The sequence below is a fragment of the Gammaproteobacteria bacterium genome (assembly GCA_016199745.1).
GTDB lineage: Bacteria > Pseudomonadota > Gammaproteobacteria > Acidiferrobacterales > Sulfurifustaceae > JACQFZ01.
The window spans coordinates 1-20,638 of the sequence record JACQFZ010000015.1; the positions used below are offsets into that span (position 1 = coordinate 1).

Annotated in this window: 17 protein-coding genes; 13 read left to right on the forward strand and 4 right to left on the reverse strand. The window is 55.8% G+C overall.

The annotated features are described in order from the left end of the window. The 10 genes from HY308_03445 to HY308_03490 form a co-directional block, all read left to right on the forward strand. A partial coding sequence (locus HY308_03445) for a tetratricopeptide repeat protein (protein MBI3897334.1) occupies positions 1-1,332 on the forward strand: 1,332 nt, incomplete at its 5' end. Next, positions 1,325-3,565, forward strand: a complete 2,241-nt coding sequence (locus HY308_03450; GenBank protein MBI3897335.1) for a tetratricopeptide repeat protein — start codon at positions 1,325-1,327, stop codon at positions 3,563-3,565. The genes HY308_03445 and HY308_03450, both read left to right, overlap by 8 nt. Further along, positions 3,546-4,535, forward strand: coding sequence for a DegT/DnrJ/EryC1/StrS family aminotransferase (locus HY308_03455; GenBank protein MBI3897336.1), 990 nt, complete (start codon positions 3,546-3,548; stop codon positions 4,533-4,535). The genes HY308_03450 and HY308_03455 overlap by 20 nt, the downstream gene beginning before the upstream one ends. Before the next feature lie 17 nt (positions 4,536-4,552). Then, complete coding sequence (locus tag HY308_03460) at positions 4,553-5,491, forward strand: GNAT family N-acetyltransferase (protein ID MBI3897337.1); 939 nt, start codon at positions 4,553-4,555, stop codon at positions 5,489-5,491. Positions 5,492-5,555: 64 nt separating this feature from the next. Further along, positions 5,556-5,969 (forward strand): WxcM-like domain-containing protein, encoded by a 414-nt coding sequence (locus tag HY308_03465; GenBank protein MBI3897338.1) that lies wholly within the window; start codon positions 5,556-5,558, stop codon positions 5,967-5,969. Then, the gene (locus tag HY308_03470; GenBank protein MBI3897339.1) at positions 5,966-7,075 is read left to right on the forward strand and encodes a DegT/DnrJ/EryC1/StrS family aminotransferase; all 1,110 of its coding nucleotides are present in this window, start codon (positions 5,966-5,968) and stop codon (positions 7,073-7,075) included. The genes HY308_03465 and HY308_03470 overlap by 4 nt, the downstream gene beginning before the upstream one ends. 97 nt (positions 7,076-7,172) lie before the next feature. Next, positions 7,173-8,396, forward strand: coding sequence for a methyltransferase domain-containing protein (locus HY308_03475; protein ID MBI3897340.1), 1,224 nt, complete (start codon positions 7,173-7,175; stop codon positions 8,394-8,396). Positions 8,397-8,405: 9 nt separating this feature from the next. After that, on the forward strand, positions 8,406-9,509 hold the full coding sequence (locus HY308_03480) for a DegT/DnrJ/EryC1/StrS family aminotransferase (GenBank protein MBI3897341.1): 1,104 nt from the start codon (positions 8,406-8,408) through the stop codon (positions 9,507-9,509). A 12-nt stretch (positions 9,510-9,521) separates the two neighbouring features. Beyond that, positions 9,522-10,604: a methyltransferase domain-containing protein gene (locus HY308_03485; protein ID MBI3897342.1), complete on the forward strand. Its 1,083-nt coding sequence runs from the start codon at positions 9,522-9,524 to the stop codon at positions 10,602-10,604. Positions 10,605-10,673: 69 nt separating this feature from the next. After that, positions 10,674-11,441: a cephalosporin hydroxylase family protein gene (locus tag HY308_03490; GenBank protein ID MBI3897343.1), complete on the forward strand. Its 768-nt coding sequence runs from the start codon at positions 10,674-10,676 to the stop codon at positions 11,439-11,441. 80 nt (positions 11,442-11,521) lie between these two features. Here HY308_03490 and HY308_03495 read toward each other — a convergent pair whose 3' ends face one another. The 4 genes from HY308_03495 to HY308_03510 all read right to left on the reverse strand — a co-directional run bounded on the left by HY308_03495 (position 11,522) and on the right by HY308_03510 (position 17,000). Further along, a complete protein-coding gene (locus HY308_03495; GenBank protein MBI3897344.1) occupies positions 11,522-12,853 on the reverse strand; it encodes a hypothetical protein in 1,332 nt (443 codons plus the stop codon). Between the two features lie 22 nt (positions 12,854-12,875). Beyond that, on the reverse strand, positions 12,876-13,877 hold the full coding sequence (locus HY308_03500) for a c-type cytochrome (protein MBI3897345.1): 1,002 nt from the start codon (positions 13,875-13,877) through the stop codon (positions 12,876-12,878). A gap of 8 nt (positions 13,878-13,885) precedes the next feature. Further along, positions 13,886-15,703, reverse strand: a complete 1,818-nt coding sequence (locus HY308_03505; protein ID MBI3897346.1) for a tetratricopeptide repeat protein — start codon at positions 15,701-15,703, stop codon at positions 13,886-13,888. A gap of 187 nt (positions 15,704-15,890) precedes the next feature. Continuing rightward, complete coding sequence (locus tag HY308_03510; protein ID MBI3897347.1) at positions 15,891-17,000, reverse strand: c-type cytochrome; 1,110 nt, start codon at positions 16,998-17,000, stop codon at positions 15,891-15,893. A 158-nt stretch (positions 17,001-17,158) separates the two neighbouring features. Between HY308_03510 and HY308_03515 the strand changes: the two genes are divergently transcribed. The 3 genes from HY308_03515 to HY308_03525 form a co-directional block, all read left to right on the forward strand. Further along, complete coding sequence (locus HY308_03515; protein MBI3897348.1) at positions 17,159-18,394, forward strand: 6-bladed beta-propeller; 1,236 nt, start codon at positions 17,159-17,161, stop codon at positions 18,392-18,394. Positions 18,395-18,895: 501 nt separating this feature from the next. Next, on the forward strand, positions 18,896-19,597 hold the full coding sequence (locus HY308_03520; GenBank protein MBI3897349.1) for a cytochrome c3 family protein: 702 nt from the start codon (positions 18,896-18,898) through the stop codon (positions 19,595-19,597). 264 nt (positions 19,598-19,861) lie between these two features. Continuing rightward, a partial coding sequence (locus HY308_03525; GenBank protein ID MBI3897350.1) for a peptidylprolyl isomerase occupies positions 19,862-20,638 on the forward strand: 777 nt, incomplete at its 3' end.

Consider the following 20,638-nt stretch of genomic DNA (forward strand, 5'->3'; position numbering starts at 1 on the left):
GCGGAGGCGTATAACAATCTGGGGAGCGTGTTTCTGGATCAGGGCAGGCTGGAAGAGGCCATCACCCATTACCGCAAGGCGCTTGTCATCAAGCCGGATTACGCGGAAGCGCACAGCAATCTCCTCTTCTGCCTGAATTACCATCCGGATCTGCCAGCTGAAGCCATTTATGCGGAGTACCAGCGCTGGAATAAATTTCATGCTGCCCCTCTGAGAGAGGGAGGTGGATATGCGAACGGGCGCGATCCTGATCGTCGTTTGCGAGTGGGTTATGTTTCGCCGGATTTCAGGAAGCACTCGGCGCGCCACTTTATAGAGCCGTTGCTGTCCCGGCACGACAAAGCGCGGGTCGAAGTGTTTGCCTATGCGCAGGTTGCGGTGGAAGACGAGGTCAGCACGGTTCTGAAAGGGTATGTGGATCATTGGAAGAACACGGTTGGCCTGAGTGACGAAGGCCTGTTCTCGCTGATCCGGGATGACGGGATAGACATACTGGTTGATCTGGCGGGACATACCAGCGGCAACCGTCTCCAGGTATTTGCGCGCAAGCCTGCGCCGATCCAGGTTTCGTGGATGGGTTATGGGTACACGACGGGTCTGGAGGCGATGGATTATTTTCTGGGTGATGGAGCATTCACGCCGGAAGGATGTGAGTCCTTGTTTTCCGAGCGGATCGTGCGGCTGCCGGTATTTGCCGCCTATCGTCCGACGGAGGGGATGGGAGAGCCTGGCCCGTTGCCGGCGGAGCGGAGCGGAGTGATCACGTTCGGCTCGTTGTCGCGCTCGATACGGATCAATCATCGGGTGATCCGCACGTGGGCGAAAATTTTGGAACGCTTGCCCACTTCCCGCTTGATAATCAATAGCCGCAATTTTCAGCTTGATAGCCTCCAGTCGGATATACGTGAACAATTTGCCAGCCACGGGATCGGAGAGGAGAGATTGATGTTGGGCTACGACAGCCCGCCGTGGGACGTGTTTAGGAAGATAGACATAGGCCTGGACTGTTTTCCGCACAACTCGGGCACAACGCTGATGGAGAGTTTGTATATGGGTGTCCCGTATGTCACCCTGGCGGCACGCCCGTCAGTGGGCCGCATCGGGTCATCCATGCTGAGAGGGGTGGGGCATCCTGAATGGATCGCTGCGACGGAAGAGGAGTATGTGGAGAAGGCGGAATCGCTGGCTGTGAACCTGGGCGAGCTGTCCGCGATCCGTGCCGGACTTCGCGGGCGGCTGCGGGGCAGTCTTCTGATGGACGAACCCGCATTCGCCCGCTCTGTGGAGTCGGCGTACCGGGGCATGTGGCGGGCATGGTGCGGTCATGAGTGAAGGGGACGGTCGCAAGGGAAGCCGTTGGGGTTCTGGGTTGCAATCGCACCGGGCGGGGCCATACAAGCTTGCGGTGGGGGAGGGCAATGTGCCGGAGTCACGGTCGCAATCGGGCGTGACTGTGTCGGGAGGGAAGGCCGGCATGGGGGCGGTGGGCAGCTCCGGGCCGATGCGTGAAGGGGGAGACGCCGGAGCGCACTATGAGAGGGGGAACAGACTGCTGGTGGCAGGCGAACTGGAAGAGGCGGTAATCAGCTATCGTCGCGCGGTCGAGCTCAAGCCGGGCCTGATCGAAGCGCACGGCAACCTGGGTGTGGCGTTGCAGGCACTGGGCCGACTGGAGGAAGCGGCGGAGAGTTTCCGCCGCGTTCTGTCCCTTGATCCAAGGTTGGCGGACACGCACTACAATCTGGGGGAAGTGTTGCGGATGCAGGGCAAGCTGGAGGAATCGTCCAGGAGTTATGAGCAGGCGCTGTTGCACCGCCGGGATTTTGGGGAAGCGTATAACGGTCTGGGCATGGTATTGCAGGAGCGGGGCGAGATGGAAATGGCGGTCGGGAATTACCGCAAGGCGATCGCGGCTGGGCCACGGATAGCGGAGAGCCACTACAACCTGGGGCGTGCGCTCCAGATAAGTGGATTGCTGGGCGAAGCGACGGCGGCTTTTCGGAAGGCGCTGGCGATCAAGCCGGCCTATGCGGAGGCGTATAACAATCTGGGGAGCGTGTTTCTGGATCAGGGCAGGCTGGAAGAGGCCATCACCCATTACCGCAAGGCGCTTGTCATCAATCCTCGTCTGGTTGGTGCGTACTACAGCTTGGGGGATGTGTTGAGAATGCAGGGGCGGTGGGATGAGTCCATTGCCAGCTATCGCCAGGCGATACTCATGGAAGCTTATATTCATATCGGAAATATATTCCAGGAGCAAAGCAGGCAGGACGAGGCTATCGCCAGTTACCGCGCGGCGCTGGCGATCAAGCCGGATTGTGTCGAGGCCTATAGCAATCTGCTTATGGCGATGCAATACACCAGTGCTTACAGTCCTTCCGAAAAATTTGCAGAGCATCTGCGCTTCGCGGAAAAATTTGAGGCACCGCTCAAGCCATTCTGGCCAGCGCACCAGAATGTACGCGATCCCAGCAAGCGTCTAAAAATCGGTTATGTTTCAGGCGATTTTTTCAAACATTCGATGGGATATTTCATCGAGCCGATCCTCGCTTCCCATGACCGCTCCCAGGTCGAAGTCTTTTGTTACTACAACAACACGCTGCATGACAGCGGCACTGATCGGATCATCGCAGTGACAGATCACTGGATGCCCTGCGTGAAGCTGTCGGATGAGCAGTTGGCCGAGCAGATTCACAGTGATGGTATCGATATACTGGTCGACCTGTCCGGCCATACCGCGCTAAACCGCCTGCTCACCTTTGCCCGGAAACCTGCGCCGATACAGGTAACATGGATGGGTTACTCTGACACCACCGGACTTGCCGCGATGGATTATCTCATTACCGACATCTATTTGAACCCGCCTGAAATGACTGAGAAATTCTTCTCTGAGAAGTTGTTGCGCTTGCCGAGATACCGTACCTTTCAACCAGCAGCAGAAAGTCCGCCTGTAAACGAATTACCCGCGCTGAGCAACGGTCACTTTACCCTTGCCTGCCTGAACAACCTGGTGAAGATCAATCAGGAAGCGGTACATCTTTGGGCGCAGATACTGGTTGCTTTGCCGCATGCCAGAATAGTGTTAGGCAATGCGACGAGTGCCGCAACGCGGGAAAGATTGATAGGCATGTTCGCGCAGGAAGGTATCAGTTCCGAACGGCTGGTGCTGCATCCCAAAAAATCGTTGGTTGATTATCTTGCGTTGCATCATCAGATTGATTTGGCGCTGGATACGATTCCATTCGGAGGCGGTACCAGCTCTTTTCATTCCTTGTGGATGGGAGTACCCGTGATTAATTTGGCGGGGCATGATGCGAATTCTCGTACCGGTGTCGAAATTATGGCTGGAATAGGCTTGCCGGAATTTGTGGCTGAGTCCGAAGGTGAGTATGTGGCGCGCACCCTGGAGTTTGCCCGGGATTTGCCCCGGCTGAATCAGATACGCCTATCATTGCGGGAACGAATGGCAGAGCAAGGGGCCACCGATCCAGCGCGGATGACGCGCGGTCTGGAGCTGGCATTCCGCAATATTTGGGAGACATGGTGTGGCTCCGGCAGCCATTAACCTTGAGAGTGCAGCTTGGGACGAATCTGGGATTGATGCGAAAATGAACTACCCAATTGAATTGATGAATCCTGCAAAGCACATGAAACCTTGCATCAGGATTTCTCCGTTCAACTCGGGAAAGTTCGAGGCCGGGGGGGCGGGAGGCTCGCGTGATTCTGAATTAATGCGCCCTGAATTCTGGTTGAACGGGGGAGATGATTTTAGCCTGTTGCCGAGTGGTCGGGCAGCAATAAGATTGGCGCTATTGTCGATAGGTGTGCAGCGCGGGGATTCCGTATTGATAATCACAACAACAGGCGGAAGCTATATCAGTTCATGTGTTACAGAAACGATAGAAGAAGTCTGCCAATGGTCGCGCCAGCTTCAGGATAATACCAAGGCGGCCCTGCTGATCCATGAATTCGGTTTCCCCTGTGTGCTTCCGCGAGAAGTGGCGGAGGCTGGAATCAAGATCATTGAGGATTGCGCTTATGCAGTTGGCACCCGGATCGAGGGTGGGAAGGTCGGCATGATGGGCGATTTCGCAGTCTATAGCTTGCCCAAATATTATCCGATCCCTTTCGGCGGAATTCTTGTGTCGCGTCATTCAATCCGGGATGAATTGAATCCGGAAAAACTTTCTGCTGAAGGGGTGGAATTCCTGGCGAATTATTTGGCGTCAGCCGCAGCAAAGCATTCGGAGTGGAATCGCTTGCGTTGCAACAACTGGCAGTTCTTCTCCAATCATTTGGAGAAGTATCGCATGGATGCCTACTTTGAAATGGATGACGATGTCGTGCCGGGTGTTTTTATTGCCCGGTTGCCTTCAGATGTGGACGGAGCAAAGATCAAGGACGGGTGCGTTAATGCGGGCATTGAGTCGACAGAGTATTACGGAAACGGAGGATATTATTTCCCCGTGCACCAATGCTTGACCGGGTTCGAGAAGGATTACATTTTGTATCACCTGTTAAAAAATGCACGTTGATTTTCTAATGGCGGCGTATGAGTGACTTTGCGCTAACTCAATATCAGGACAAGCTCCACAGCATTTGGAATGATGTTGTAAATAAATCGAAGAACGGCAATTTCCTGTTTCTGCGTGAGTACATGGATTATCACGCCTGCCGTTTTGATGAGCAGTCAGTCATCGTGGAAAAGGGCGGGAAGCCTGTTGCGATTTTCCCCTGCAACCGGATTGAAGACAGGATAATCAGCCATAGCGGATTGACATACGCGGGGCTGATCTATGGCGATGGCCTGCACGCGACCGAGATCCTGGAAATATTCGGATTGCTTGTCGAGCGTTACCGGGAGATGGGGTGCCGTGCGCTAAGCTATAAAGCAATTCCTCACATTTTTCATGGCTACCCGGCAGAAGAGGATTTGTATGCATTGTTTCGACTGGGTGCCCAGCTTGTTCGGCGCGATATTTCCTCGGTTGTCCGGATGGCAAACAGGATAAAACTTTCTGATTCCAGGAAATGCACAATCCAGAAAGCCGTGAAGCATGGCGTCGAGATCCGGGAAGGAGAGTTCTTCGATGCCTATCACCAGCTTCTGGCTTCGGCCTTGGCGCGATTCGGTGCGAAGCCGGTTCATTCCGTACAGGAACTGCAATTGCTGCGCAGCCGTTTCCCGGACAGGATTCGCTTGTTTGGCGCATTCAGCGGTAATCAGCTATTGGCAGGGGCGCTCGTTTACGATTTTGGGAGCGTGGCGCATACACAATACTTGGCCAGTTCCGATGAGGGGCGGGACGTGGGGGCGCTGGACTGTGCCATCGCGCATTTGCTGGATAATGTTTTTGCCAGCAGGCATTATTTCAGTTTTGGCATATCCACCGAGCAGGATGGGCGGCATCTTAACCAGGGCCTGATTTTCCAGAAGGAAGGTTTTGGCGGGCGTGGGCTGGCGCATGATTTTTACGAATTGGCGCTCTAATTTTATTGCCGCAGGATAATAAGATTTACATTATCAACATGCGAAACTTTTTCAGGAAAGCCTCATGGGGATTCAAAATTGCAAGCTGATTGAACTGCCGAAGATAGCCGATCCGCGAGGGAATTTAAGCTTTATTGAAGGCGGGATCCACATTCCCTTCGATATAAAACGCGCTTTCTATTTGTACGATGTTCCCGGTGGCTCTGATCGGGGCGCACATGCGCATAAGAACTTGCATCAATTCATCGTTGCCATGTCGGGCAGTTTTGACGTGGTGCTTGACGATGGCCAGCAGCAGCAACGATTTCATATGAACCGCTCATATTATGGGCTATATGTTTGCCCCATGATGTGGAGCTTCCTGGATAATTTTTCCTCGGGTGCGGTGTGTATGGTGCTTGCTTCGGCTCGTTATGATGAAGCTGATTACATCAGGAATCACGAAGAGTTCTTAAGCTTGGCCAGGCGCAACTTATGAGTATCCCCTTTCTTGAGTTGAAAGCGCCTCACGAAGAATTGCGCGCCGGGTTGCGGGAAGCGCTGGAGCGCGTGCTGGATTCCGGCTGGTATATCCTCGGCGATGAGGTGGCGCAGTTCGAGCAGGAATTTGCGGGCTACTGCGAAAGCAGGCATTGCATAGGTGTGGGCAATGGTCTGGATGCATTGCACCTGATCCTGCGCGCTTATGGCATAGGCGCCGGCGATGAGGTGATCGTGCCTTCCAATACTTATATCGCGACATGGCTGGCGGCCAGCCATGCGGGTGCGACACCTGTTCCGGTCGAGCCGGACGAGCGTACCTATAACATCGATCCCGCGCGCATAGAAGCCGCGATCACCCTGCGCACCAGGGCTATCATCGCCGTGCATTTGTATGGGCAGCCTGCGGACATGGATGCGATCAACGCAATCGCAAAAAAACATGGGTTGAAGGTGATTGAAGACGCTGCCCAGGCGCATGGTGCGAGGTATAAGGGGCGGCGGGTCGGCGCATTGGGGGATGCGGCAGGCTTCAGTTTTTATCCCGGAAAAAATCTGGGCGCTATAGGCGATGGTGGAGCCGTGACTACCAACGATGAGGGCCTGGCAGCGAGAATACGTGTGCTGGGAAATTATGGCTCGCGTGTGAAATATCACAATGAGACACAAGGATATAACTCGCGTCTGGATGAGTTGCAGGCCGCGTTCCTGCGCGTGAAGCTGCGGTGTCTGGATGAATGGAATTCCCGGCGCACAAGATTTGCTGCTGAATATAGGGAGCTGCTGGCAGAGGGTGATTTAACGCTACCTCATGTACCAATCTGGGCTGAGCCAGTGTGGCATTTGTTTGTGGTGCGTCATGAGGAACGGGATGCGTTGCAGAAGTGGCTGGGAGACGGCGGCATCGGCTCGATGATTCATTATCCGGTCCCACCCCATCTACAACCGGCCTACGTGCAACTTGGATATGGCCGGGGCGATTTTGCGGTGGCGGAGCGATTGGCGGATACGGTGTTGAGCCTGCCTATCGGGCCGCATATTTCTTCTGCGCAGGGTGCCGAAATCGGAAAAAGACTGGATCTGTTTGGACTGCGCCAGATGTGATGCGCTACGGTCGATTGAAAAATGCTGTATGCGCAGGTAAGCTGAACGAGCTTGATCAAGCCCGGCGCCAGGGCGAAATAATAACGAGGGTTTTTGTTTGAACTGCCGTCACTGCCACACACCGCTGGAACATGTTTTCCTCGATCTTGGTTTCGCGCCGCCGTCGAATGCCTATCTCGGTGCCGCAGACCTGCGGAAGCCGGAGCGTTACTACCCGCTCAAGCTTCACGTTTGCGAACATTGCTGGCTGGTGCAAACCGAAGATTATGCGCAAGCCGATGAATTGTTCAGCCACGATTACGCGTATTTTTCTTCGGTGTCGCAAAGCTGGCTGGAGCATGCCGCGCGTTATGCGCAGATGATCATTTCCCGGCTCGGGCTGGGCAAGGATAGCCTGGTCATCGAGGTGGCATCCAACGATGGTTATCTGCTCAAAAATTTTGTAGCGGCAGGGATCCCTTGCCTGGGTATCGAACCCACGGCCAGCACGGCGGCGGCGGCCGAGCATATCGGCATCCCGGTGCTGCGCGAATTCTTCGGCACGACATTGGCCAAACGCCTTGCCTCCGAAGGCAGGCAGGTCGATCTCATTGCGGGCAATAACGTCTATGCCCACGTGCCGGACATCAACGATTTCACCGCCGGTCTCAAGGCAGCGCTCAAACCGGGTGGCACGATCACGCTGGAGTTCCCGCATCTCATGCGCCTGATCGAGCATACCCAGTTCGACACCGTGTATCACGAGCATTTTTCCTACCTGTCCTTGTACACGGTATGTCGCATATTCGCCGCTGCGGGTTTGCGGGTGTTTGATGCGGAAGAGTTGCCCACCCATGGCGGCAGCCTGCGCATCTATGGTTGCCATGGCGGCGATGAGCGGGTCACAGCAGAGGCGGTGAAGCACCTGCTTGACGAGGAAGCGCGTCGTGGCATGAGAGCGCTTGATGTCTATCGCGATTTCCAGCCGCGTGCAGATCGGGTGAAGAACGATCTGGTAGCTTTCCTGATCGAGCAGCAGCGCGCCGGTAAATCTGTCGCTGCTTACGGCGCTGCGGCCAAAGGTAATACCCTGCTCAACTATGCCGGGATCAAGCCGGATCTGTTGTCTTATGTTTGCGATGCGGCGCCTTCCAAACAAGGGAAATATCTTCCCGGCGCACACATTCCTGTTTTGCCGCCCACAGCATTGCGTGAACGCAAACCCGATGTGGTGCTGGTTCTGCCGTGGAACATCGCGGATGAAGTCGTATCCCAGCAAGCCTGCGTGCGGGAATGGGGCGGGAGATTCTTTGTGGCTGTACCGGAATTGAAAGTCATTTGAGAGCGATCCATGTCCCGCATCCATTACACCAAGCCGTCGATTACCGAACTGGAAATCCGTTACGCCACTGATGCCGCGACCCATGGCTGGGGCGAGCGCTGCTACGAATATATCGGACGTTTCGAGAATTTGTTCCGCGAACATCTCGGCGTGAACTACGCCATCGCCACGTCGAGCTGCACCGGCGCGATGCACATGGGGCTTGCCGCGCTGGGCGTGGGGCCGGGTGATGAAGTGATACTCGGCGATACCAACTGGATTGCCTCCGCCGCGCCCATCACCTATCTGGGCGCCAGACCGGTGTTCGTGGACGTGCTGCCCGACTCCTGGTGCATAGACCCGGCGAAGATCGAGGCCGCCATCACTCCGCGCACCAGGGCGATCATCGCCGTGCATCTGTATGGCAACCTGTGCGAGCTGGATGCGTTGTTCGCCATCGGCAAGAAGTACGGCATTCCGGTGATCGAAGATGCGGCCGAAGCCATAGGCTCACAGTGGCGCGGCAAACGTGCGGGAGCTCTGGGCGCCTTCGGCACGTTCTCGTTTCACGGCACCAAGACGCTGACCACTGGCGAAGGCGGCATGTTCGTCACGCAGGATGAGGCGCTGTATGAGAAGGTGCTTACTCTGAGCAACCATGGCCGTGCGCGCGGGCAGACGAAACAATTCTGGCCGGATGTGGTGGGCTTCAAATACAAGATGTCGAACATACAGGCCGCCATCGGCTGCGCGCAGATGGAGCGCATAGATGAGCTCATCGCGGGCAAGCGGCGCATATTCGAATACTATGCGGAGCGTTTGCGCAATTTGCCGTTGCAGATGAATCCGGAGCCGCAAGGCACGGTGAACGGCTACTGGATGCCGACAATTGTGGCCGATGCCGGAACGGAATTCGACCGCGAGGCGATACTTGCCGCGTTCAAGGCGGACGAGATAGACGGGCGGGTATTTTTCTGGCCGTTAAGCATGCTGCCCATGTTCGAACGTCAGCCGGAGCATGTCGTGAGCTACGGCCTGTACCCGCGCGCGCTCAATCTGCCGACGTATCATGACCTGACCGCTGCGGAGATGGATCGGGTGGTGTCGGTGCTGGCCGGAATGCTTGGCCGCTAGGCGAGGAGCGCGATGGAATCGAAATGCAATGTGTGCGGCTCGCCCAGTCCGGTGTTTTTGAAGCTGGGTGCTGTCCCTCCTATCCAGAACCGGTTTTGTGCCACGGGCGAGCAGGCCAGGCAGTTTCCGGCAACCGGAGCGAGCTATGCCTGGTGCGAAACCTGCCAGCACATCAGTATCAGCAAAGATCGGCAAGTCGAGTTCGATCCCCGGTACAACAATGATCAGACCGCGTCCCGCGTCGCCATGGCCCATCTCCAGGATGTCGCGGCGGAAATTGAAAATGCCATGCAAGACCGCGCGGCGAGGATCGTCGAGATCGGCTGCGGCAGGGGCGAGTTGCTCGCCTTGCTCAACCGGAGCGGCTATTCTAATTTGCAGGGATACGATCCTGCGGCGCCGGACAACGCGGATGCATTCATACAGCGCAGATACTGGACGCATTCCGGGAAGCCGGAAATGGATGTGCTGATCCTGCGCCATACACTGGAAGAGATTCCGCAACTGGAAGATTTTGTGCGCGCTGCCAGCGCTGCGCTTGTCGATCGCGGACTGGTGTATTGCGAGATCACCAACGCTTCCCGGCTGATGCGTGACCGCGACATCTTTTCCCTGTATCCGGAATATTCGAATCTGTTTACGGTGTCGTCGCTGTCCCGTCTTCTTGGCAAGCATGGGATCTCGATCGAGCGAGTGAGCGACTATTACGATGGGGAGTGGCTGAGTATCTGGGGCAGGAAAAACAGTGCGGCCTGGATGTTCGATGGGCAGGAACTGCTGGAACAAGTGAGGCATAAAATATCCGCGCTGCCGCAGCCCATAGTCCTGTGGGGCGTCGGCGGACGTGGGGGCGACTTTCTTGGCTTCTGTCAGGCGGATCTGTCTTTGATCCCGTTTGTTGTGGACATGAGCCAGGCGAAGCAGGGTTCATTCGTGCCGCCGTTCGGACAGGAGATTGTTGCACCGGACAGGCTGGCGGACATTGCGCCGGGAACCATCCTGGTCTCCAGCAGAAAATACAAGAACGAGGTTGCGGCCATCGCGCCTGCGAACTGCCTGGTCATGTCCATAGATGAACTCTGTGTGGCGAGGTGACTCGTTGCGTAGCCATCATGGGTATAATCGCTTTCTGAAAATTTTGGCTTGTAACTACGGAAAAACAACATGACATTCCAGGATGAAGTGACAGCGCGTATCGGCCAGAACGGCGCGAATCAGGACTTAAAGCAGGCTTCTGAGCGTTTCATGCTCGAATCCATCAAGGCCCAATACTCCTACAACTTTGCCTGGCTAGGGCGTCCCATCATCCAGTATCCGCAGGATATGGTTGCCATGCAGGAGCTGATCTGGGCGGTCAAGCCGGATCTCATCATTGAAACCGGAATCGCCCACGGCGGCTCACTCATCCTGAGCGCTTCCATGCTGGCCTTGCTCGATTATTGCGATGCGGTGGAGAACAGGCAGGTGCTCGACCCTGCCAGGCCGCAGCGCAGGGTGATCGGACTCGATATTGACATCCGCGCCCACAATCGCACCGCCATCGAAGCCCATCCGATGGCCAATCGCATAGACATGATCCAGGGCTCGTCCATCGCGCCGGAGATCGTTGCGCGAGTGCATGAGATGGCGAAGGGATGTCGGCGCGTTCTCGTATGCCTCGATTCAAACCACACGTACCAGCATGCGCTGGCGGAACTCGATGCTTATGCCTCGCTGGTAAGCATCGGAAGTTATTGTGTCGTGTTCGATACCGTGATCGAAGACCTGCCGGAGGATATGTATCCGGACCGGCCATGGGGCAAGGGAGATAATCCCAAGACGGCCGTGCATGAATATCTAAAGACGCACCCCGAATTCGAGATCGACAAGAGTATCGAAGACAAGATCATGGCCAGCGTCGCACCCGATGGTTATCTCAGGCGCATACGCTGACGACTTATTCCTGTGAAGCAAGGAATAAGTTCTGGCGATTATTCCGATTCAGGATTTGAACCGTATTCTGACTGGCCGGTTTATTTTTTCTGCATCTGGCCGACAAATATGACCAGCGAGAAATTACGCTGCAATTCCTTGCTGTAATAGTTCGTCATGTTGACCCCTTTGCTGTAAGCCACGCGGTCTCCGGGTTTCAAGTCATCAATCTTGGGGCCAGCCAGCCAGATCAGCCCCTCATATCGGTTGTCTACCCTGACGTAGGTGTAGGCTTGCGTCTGGAGCACTGCCCTAGCTACGCCTTCATTGGGTAACTGCGCTTTCTTCGCCTCGCGTTCGGCGATGCGTATTTTTGCCGCTGCGGCTTCCTCCTTGCTGCCCCAATAACCTATCCCGCCTTTCGCGTCGCGGTCGGCATAAACCACGCTGGAAATGTAACCGTCACGATTGGTGCCGCCGATGATATACAGCCGTTCATTGTCATCCAGTACGCTGAAGAAGGCGCGTGGCTGGTCGAGATGGGCGATGATTTGCCACGGTGCGAGTTGCCCATCATTCTGGTTGACCGAGGTGAGCTCTATGCTATCCAGATATTCCGCGCCGGAGATACCGCCGATGGCATACATATAATCGCCGTAAGAGGCAGTGGAAAGCGCATAGCGCCCTTGTTGCATCGGTGTTGCCGCCTGCCATTTTTGCAGAGTGGCATCCTGTGTCGGCTTCGACCATTCCACATCGGTGATGCCGATGCCCTTGCCCTGATCGTGACCGCCGACCACGAAAAACACATCGCCTTCCTTTTTTACGCTGTTGACGTAGCGCTGCATGGTCATCACGTTGGGCTCAAGCTTCCACTCACCCAGGCTGCCGTCGGGCTGGAATTCGGCGGACTCCACGCTGTCCAGCAATACGCCGCCGAACCCGCCAAATGTATAGACCGCCTTGTCGGTGGCGATGAGCTTGCTGCAACGGCGGGCGACTACCATGCCGTTTTTCTCGGCCTCCCAATTTCCTATCGTGCCATCCGGCTGGATGCGTGCGCGTTCCACCGATTTCAGCAAATGATGTCCGAAATCTCCATTGCCGCCGCCGACCACATAGACATAATCGCCATGCACGATCGCATCAAAGAAGCCGCGCTCTTCATTCAGCTTGGGGCCGGGTTGCCACGGGCCGAGACTTCCATCCTTGTGAATTTGTGCGTACTCGGTGGTCTTCAGGAAATTGTCGCGGCCTGTGCCGCCTACCCCGCCGACCAGATAAAGTTTGTCTTTTATGCGGAACGATGCCGTGCCTGCGCGCGGCATGTTGATCGAGGCGGTCTCTTTCCAATCGGGTATCCACACGCGGCTTGCGCAACCGGACAGCGAGAGCAATGCGGCAACAAACAGGATTCTTATAGTGGCGCTCATATTCATTTCCTTGTGAGATGCATCAATCGGGTAAGGGGTGGAAGGCCTTGGCTACATAAGCAACTATGGCGGATATTTCATCTTCGTTCAACACGGATTTCCATGCGGGCATGGACGTTCCTGGCAGCCCTTCGTGTATGGTCGCAGACAAGCGCGTGCGCGTCATGGTTTCCATGAATGCGGGGTCGCGCAGATTGCGCGGATGCGGCTGGAGAAAGCTGCCTATCCAGTTTTTGCCGGTGCCATCGGCGGCATGGCAGAACGCGCAATTGCCCTGGAATAATTTCTCCCCATTGCGTTCCTGCTCGGTCAAGTCCGCGATTTTGGGTGCGACCTCGTGCAGCAGATAGGGGCTGGCGCTGCTCATGGCGTCGAGTGTGGGCGGCGGGGCGGACGGGGAATAATTATTGCGCGGATAGGACAGCGGGGTCGCCTCCCATGCGGCTTCGTTGTGGCCGCCGCGATCATGGCAGATCACGCAACTGGCCAGGAACAAGCGTTTGCCGCGCGCCTGTTCTGCGCTTAATTCTTCCCAGGGGCGGTTGGAAGGAATTTCGCCCGTGGCGAACGGAAATGCTGCCTGATAACGCTGGTGATTCGGCCAGCCGTTCTCCGGTGTGTGGTAATAGGTGTTGGGTGCTTTGCGTTGTACGAATTCATCCACCACGAAGGCGGCGAGCAATTCCATATCCTTGTCAGACAGGACGCTGCGGAACGGCTGCATGGCTGTGCCGGGCTTGCCGTTGCGCAGCACCGAGACGACATATTCCGGCGTGATCCGGGCCGGGTCGGCGCGGGTGAAATCTACCGGCTTGGGATTGAGAAAGCTGGCCGCCACGGTCTTGGCGTTGCCGGAATAGCCGTGGCAAAAGTAGCAGCGAAAATTGTATATCTTGCGCCCGGCTTCAAGCTGCTCATTGCCGGATTTTGCAGGGGGCAAGTCCGCAGCACGAGTAGCCGGGCTGAAGACACCTATGCTGAGCACGAGAATGATAAACCGCCAGGTATGAATAATTTTTTTCATAAGTCTGGTTAGTCGCTCATTTCAGGCACAGGTTCAACGCGAATATGATCGGGCGCAAGCCCATTCTGATGGCGTTGCCACATCTGGACATAAGCGTCTTCGATGTGTTTGGTAAAAAGCTGCGTGTCGAATAAAGGGCATGTGTTCCGGCTTGCCATGAGCCTCTTCTTGAGCGCGGCAAGCTCAGCGGAATGCGTAGCCAGATGCAATGCCCGCTTTTCATATTCCGCATGGCTGCGCATGACCAGTTCGGGCAGGCCGACGGCATTGAGCAGGCTGGCTGCGACCCGGCCGGCAAAGGTCTCTCCGAGGCAGGTCAGCACCGGCAATCCGGCCCACAGCGCATCGCTGGTGGTGGTGTGGGCATTGCAATAAAACGTATCCAGGAATAGATCTGCCAACTGGTGGCGCGCAAGGTGTTCAGGCAACTCCAAACGTTGGGCGAAGACCAGGCGCTCCGGAGATATTTTCCGATTTGCAGCTTCGCGTCGCAGATTTTTTGCCGCACCGGCATCGCCCTCAAACAGCCACAGGACGCTGTCCGGCACTTGCTGCAACAGCCGCATCCAGATGTCGAACAAGTCGGGCGTGATCTTGAAGTTGTTGTTGAAGCAGCAAAACACAAAGCCATTTTCGGGGAGGCCAACTTCTTTGCGCGTAAACACGCGTTCTGCAATCGCCCTTTTGGTGTCATTGACCTGATAGGAGTGTGGCAAGCAGGCTATTTTCTCGCTGTAATATTGCCGATGGCTTTCCGGGATTACTGTGCCATCCGCAATCAGGTAATCAATATAGTCCGCTCCCATCGTGCCGGGATAGCCCAGATAGCTAACCTGGATGGATGCGGGCCTGTGCGCGAAAATACCGGTTCTGGCTTCGGTTGTATAGCCTTTGAGGTCTATCGCAATATCTATTTCCATGCGCCGTGAGAGCAACGCAATATCGTGATCGGATTGGTCGCCGACGTCGAGCAGGCGGTCGAATGCGGCGGTCAGGCGCTGTCGCATGGCGTCGTTGGGCGAGCGTTGGCAGGAGAAACCGATTACCTCGAAACGCGAGCGATCATGCCGTTCGAACAGCTCCGCGATCAGGTATGCCGTCGCGTGATTGTGGAAGTCGGAGGAGTAATAGCCGATGCGAATTTTGTCGTGGGAATATCGCGTACTCGAACTCAGGGGAGCGAGTGCGGGAAATTTTTGCCGGGTATAGATTTCTGCGCATTTGCGTTGCTGCGATGGTGAAAACGGCGGCGCCAGCAGGGTGAAGGGGTGGGCGGCCATTCTTCCTGCGCTTATCTCGCTCCCGATGGACTGGACCAGTTTGTCCAGATCGCTCCAGGAGCAGAGTTGCATTTTTGTGTGCAGGATGGCTCCGCCAACGAGGGGGTAATCGGGTTTCAGCCTCAAGGCTTGCGCATAGCCGTTTATTGCTTCTTCGTAGCGCCTTAGTTCCTGCAAGGAATTGGCGCGGTTGTTGTGGGCCTGAGCGTAATTCGGATTAAGTGCCAGAGCCCGGCTATAGCTGGCAATCGCTTCATTGTGGCGGCGCAGGCATTGCAGCGTGTTGCCGCGATTGTTGTGCGCCAGAGCGAAGTCGGGCTTGAGCGCCAATGCCCGGTCAAAACGGGCCAACGCTTCGGTAAAGCGCATGAGTCTGGCAAGCACGATTCCCTGATCGTTAAGCGCTTCGGCAAAATCGGGCCTGATTTCCAGCGCACGGTTTAAAGCGACCAATGCCTCGCCTGGTCTGCCTGTCTGGCTTAGTGCCTGCGCTTGGGCAAGTAGACTGGTTGCCTGGAAGTGGCGGCGGTCATTGGTTTTTTTCAAGACTGAGGAATCTTCCTAAAATATTCCGCCGGGTGGCATATTGCAGGCGCAGCCCCAGAGCCGGAAAACTCATGAGGCTGCGATGGGGCAAATTGTCAGGTTAACCTTTATCGCGCAGTAGATGCGGAGGCCACCCGTGCGTAGCATAAAAAACTTCAAGCCACGGGTGATCGTCGGCTTGAGTCCGTTAGTTTTTCGCTTGAACGAAAGTCTGGAACACAAACTCTGCGACATTGGCGATTTCCTGCTCGGAAAGCACCTTGCCCCATGCCGGCATGACGGTGCCCGGTTTGCCCGTGGTGATTACAGAAAAAAGCGTAGGACGATTGAGGTTGGTATGCGAATAAGCGTCATGAAAATTACGCGGGCTCGGATTCAGGAAGAAGGCGCGCGGACCTTCCCCGTTGCCCAGTTTGCCGTGACATGTGGCGCAGTTGCCCATGAAAAACTTCTCGCCGCGCTTGATGTCGCCGACCAGTCCTTTGGGCAAGGGCAGGCTCATGTCCGCTTGGGCCGAGGCGCTTTTGGCGGCGGGGAGTGGAGCATTTTGCTGCGGGCTGGGGCTGGCGGGTTGTGCAGCAGTCGGGGGGGATTTGTCCTGATCGCGTTCGGCGAGGGCCGGTAGCAGCACTCTGCGGATGTAATCCACAGACGCACTCATTTGATCCGCAGAAAGTTTGTCGGAGAAGCCGGCGCTGACTGTGGCGCCGTGTTTGCCTTGAGCAACTGCGGCAATCATGCGCTCGCGTGTGAAATTCATAATAACCTTGGGGACGGTCCAGTCGCGTGGCGTGTCGGCAGCGGATTTTACACCTTGCCCACGGTCACCGTGGCAAACCTGGCAGAAGTGCCCATATACCGCACGCCCCGTTTCGATGTGAGGATCCAATGCCACCAGCATAAAGCGGCCACGAATATAATCCACCACGCCTTCAATTTGTTGCGGGCTGTATTTCCTGGTCCAGGACATCATGGCGGTGCCGGGTCTGCCGTAAGTGACGGCATTGATCATGGCCTCGCGCGTCAGGTTGGATGACTGGGTGAAGTCGCGTGGTCGCGGGTTCAGGTTGTTGCTGGCGCGGCCTTGGCCGTTACCCCTTTCGCCGTGGCAGACAGCGCAGGAGTGGCGGAAGATTTCCTCTGGTTTTGCATTTTCTGATTTGAATTGGCGATCATCGGCCAAAGCGGACGAGGAAGCGCCGCAGCATGCTACCCACAGGCTAAATGTCCAGGCGAGGCAGGCTCGCAAGGCGTCCGTTGGCTGAAGAGGGCTGCGCATCAAGCGGGATATGTTCATGTACAAATTTTCCTTGAATGAGGTTCATTGCCCGGACAGAAAAGATTGGCGTAGAATTCCGACCCGGTGTAATGTGGGCAATCCGGAGTGGATTCTATCTAATCCGCGAGAAGCTGAGAAGGTGGCTGGGAATTTATTGGGTAATATTTGGAGACAGCATGATGATGCGAGGCAAACTTTTTTCTGGGCGTGGCCTATGGATGCTATTGGGCTGCATTATATCGCTGGTATTGGCGGGATGCGTTGCGGTGAGTTCGTCAGGCATTGATGCTGCCAAGGCGGCCAAGGACAAACTGATTTATCCGGAGCCGCCCGACGAGCCGCGATTCGCATATGAATTTACTCTGCGCGGCAGTGCTGATGTGGTTCCGGCGACAGATGAAGAAATCCTGAAGGCAAAGTTTGCCGGCGTGTACCGCAGCAGCAAGCCATTCGGCAAGCCCTATGCTGTGGCTGTGCATAAAGGGCGCATTTTTGTTTCGGATACGGCTCGCCGCGAGATCGGGGTGTTTGATGCCCCCGGGCATCGGTATTTCACCATAGGCACAGAAGAGGGGCCGGGGCATATCAAGAAGCCCATGGGGCTGGACGTGGATGGCAGCGGGAATGTCTATGTGCTCGATGTTACGCAAAAATTTGTTCTGGTATACGACTTCGACGGGAAATTCCTGCGCAAGGTAGCGGACAAGGAAGACTTTGACCGTGTGGCGAGTGTTACGGTGGAGAAAGACGGAAGCCGTCTCTATATCGTGGAAATCGGCGGGGTCAAGTCGGACAATCACCGGGTACATGTGTTCAATGCCCAAACAGGTGAACACCTGTTTGACTTCGGCAAGCGCGGCAGTGGTCCTGGCGAATTCAACCTCCCGAGAGATCTGGCCATAGGCAAGAATGGCGAGTTGTATGTGGTAGACGGGGCCAATTTCCGCATACAGGTTTTCGACCATGACGGGAAATTCTTGCGCACCTTCGGAGCGGTGGGCAAGGAGTTGGGTAGTTTTGCGCGCCCCAAGGAAATGGCGGTTGGCCCGGATGGCAATGTTTACGTGATCGATACGGTGTTTGGCAATTTCCAGATATTTACTCCGGAAGGACAATTGCTGATGTTTGTCGGAGAGAACAGCACCAACAAGGACGGGGTTGGCAAATACGGCCTGGCTTCAGGCATTACCGTGGATGAAGACGGGCGTATTTATGTGGTGGACCAGCTCTGGCGCAAGGTGGAAATATTCCGGCCATACAGTTTGCCGGAAGATCAGGGGTATGTCGGCCTCAGGAAAGTCTTCGCGGCCGGGGATGCGGCCAAAACGGCCGCCCCCAAGGATGAGCCTGCTGCAGCGGCCCAGGCTGGGCAGATGAAAGACGACAAGCTCGAAGAGGATGGCCAGAAGTAAGGTTTTGCCATTTCCCGGAATGAATTTCCCGGAAATGAGAGGTCGGATGCCTGGGATGGGTGGCGCTCAGGATCCGAACCTAATGAAATGCAGGATGTGAAGAGAATTTGCAAACTGGCACGCAATCTGCTTAATCAAGTTTGCGATTCGCTGAATCTGAAATTCTTGTAAAACGGGTAGCGATCGTTTTTCCAAATTAACTTTTAGGAGATTTACATAATGAAGACAACTTACCGTAAAGGCACGTTGGTCGCTTCCGCCCTGGTTCTCGGGCTGATCGCAACACAGAGCGCAAACGCGCAGATCCGTTCCACCAAGCACGATTTCAGCGGCGGTGTGAACTCTAACGCAGGTAACGCCATTCACGTTACATCGGGCAGCAACAACGACGAAATCTGCGTTTACTGCCACACCCCCCACGGTGCGAACATGAGTGTTACCGCCCCGTTGTGGAACAAGAACCTGCCTGGCACTTCCTACACCACATACTCCAGCGGCACCATGCAGGCTGATACCGCCTCCAGCGAGCTCAGCACTGTCAGCAACAAGCACATGTCTTTGGCTTGCTTGTCCTGCCACGACGGTACGCAAGCGATGGACAACATGATCAACGCTCCTGGCTCCGACGGTTATAACACCGACGGTGGCGGCTCCGGCGGTGTGACCGCAGCCCAAAGCTCCAACTGGAACTTCGGTTCTGACTGGTCTTCTGCTACTACATTCGACAGCGGCGCTGGTGGTGAAGTTAACGCGCTGGGTCAAATGCAAGGTAACGGTTCCAACGGCACCGCAATGGGCTTGGGCCAGACCGACAATGGCGGTACCGTGGCCATGCTGTCTCCTGACCTGTCCAACGACCACCCGATCGCTATGGCGTTCTGCGGCGGCGGTGTAGGTTCTGACGGTGCATCGTCTAGCTGCCGCGACACCTACTTCAACAACGCTGCAACTACGACCGACAGCATCGGTAACACGATGTGGTACGTTCCTACAGCCGGCTCGACTACGGTTTCGCTGGGTACCTCTGCTTCCTCCGGTCTGCGTCTGTATGGTAACGTGTCCGGCGGCGCCACCGACGGTCTGGCTACCGACAACCCGACAGTGGAATGCGGTTCCTGCCACGATCCACATACAGCAACCCCAACCTTCCTGCGTATCTCCAACGCGGGTAGCGCGGTTTGCTTGACTTGCCATAACAAGTAAGCAGCTTCGGGTCTTTGGACCAATGGCGGGCCAGACACTGTCTGGCCCGTTTTTTTTGAGAGGTGTCAGTTTCCGGTTGTCGTGAGAACGGCAATTGGCCTCGAGTTAACACCGATGAATTGGAACCTCCCGCTTTGCGATGTGTCTTCTGTCCGGTGTTCAATTTACGAACCGGGCCGGGTAGTCGGAAGAATGGGTTTTATGCGATTCATTTCGAGTGTATCCGTGTTAATTTGTGGCTATTTATTGTTGCGAGGAGCAGGTATGAATGCAATCAGGTTGGGCGGGCAAGTGTTGGCGGTGCTTTTGTCTGCGGGTGTGGCGCTGCCGACGTGGGCCGGAAGCGAGGCTGAAACGACCAGTGCTGCGCCGGTACAGGCGATACGGGCAGTTGATCCGTACTTTGCCAAAGTGGACGGCAAGATCATTACCATCCGCGATTATCGCGACGTGTACAACGCTACCATGCGCAAGCGTTATTACCATGCCAAGCCGCCCGAAGACGAGGCTGATGCGGTGCGCAAGGAAATAGCCGATATCCTGATTGTGCGTGAACTGGTCATAGGAGATGCGGAAAGAAATGGCATTCAGCCGCAGGAGGAGAACATCAAACTCATCATGGCCAATACGGATGCGAGTTATAGCGCCAAACCGGAATGGCAGCGCCAGCGCGAGCGGTTGCTGTCTGAGCTGAAAACGCAACTTACGCGCAAGAGCCTGTATGAGCAGAATGAAAAGAAATTGCATGAGGTGCCGGCGCCGAGCAAGGAAGAGGTTCGCGCTTATTATGAAAAGAGACCGGATCTTTTTACGGAGCCGGCACGGCAGCGGCTATCGGTTATTTTGCTGAAAGTAGATCCGGGTGCGCCGAAGCAGGATTGGGAGAGTGCGGTCGCCAAGGAAAAGGAAATTTATCAGCGCATCAAGGACGGCGCGAGTTTTGCTGAAATGGCAAAACAGTATTCTGCTCATGCCTCGGCAAAAATGGGGGGCGATATGGGGTATGTGCATCGCGGTATGTTGCCGGATCAACTTCAGGAA

Coding starts and splice junctions, on each gene's coding strand:
- HY308_03450 (MBI3897335.1), top strand. CDS start 1,325: ATGAGTGAAGGGGACGGTCGCAAGGGAAGCCGTTGGGGTTCTGGGTTG.
- HY308_03460 (MBI3897337.1), top strand. CDS start 4,553: ATGAGTGACTTTGCGCTAACTCAATATCAGGACAAGCTCCACAGCATT.
- HY308_03465 (MBI3897338.1), top strand. CDS start 5,556: ATGGGGATTCAAAATTGCAAGCTGATTGAACTGCCGAAGATAGCCGAT.
- HY308_03470 (MBI3897339.1), top strand. CDS start 5,966: ATGAGTATCCCCTTTCTTGAGTTGAAAGCGCCTCACGAAGAATTGCGC.
- HY308_03480 (MBI3897341.1), top strand. CDS start 8,406: ATGTCCCGCATCCATTACACCAAGCCGTCGATTACCGAACTGGAAATC.
- HY308_03485 (MBI3897342.1), top strand. CDS start 9,522: ATGGAATCGAAATGCAATGTGTGCGGCTCGCCCAGTCCGGTGTTTTTG.
- HY308_03490 (MBI3897343.1), top strand. CDS start 10,674: ATGACATTCCAGGATGAAGTGACAGCGCGTATCGGCCAGAACGGCGCG.
- HY308_03495 (MBI3897344.1), bottom strand. CDS start 12,853: ATGAGCGCCACTATAAGAATCCTGTTTGTTGCCGCATTGCTCTCGCTG.
- HY308_03500 (MBI3897345.1), bottom strand. CDS start 13,877: ATGAAAAAAATTATTCATACCTGGCGGTTTATCATTCTCGTGCTCAGC.
- HY308_03510 (MBI3897347.1), bottom strand. CDS start 17,000: ATGAACATATCCCGCTTGATGCGCAGCCCTCTTCAGCCAACGGACGCC.
- HY308_03515 (MBI3897348.1), top strand. CDS start 17,159: ATGATGATGCGAGGCAAACTTTTTTCTGGGCGTGGCCTATGGATGCTA.
- HY308_03520 (MBI3897349.1), top strand. CDS start 18,896: ATGCAGGCTGATACCGCCTCCAGCGAGCTCAGCACTGTCAGCAACAAG.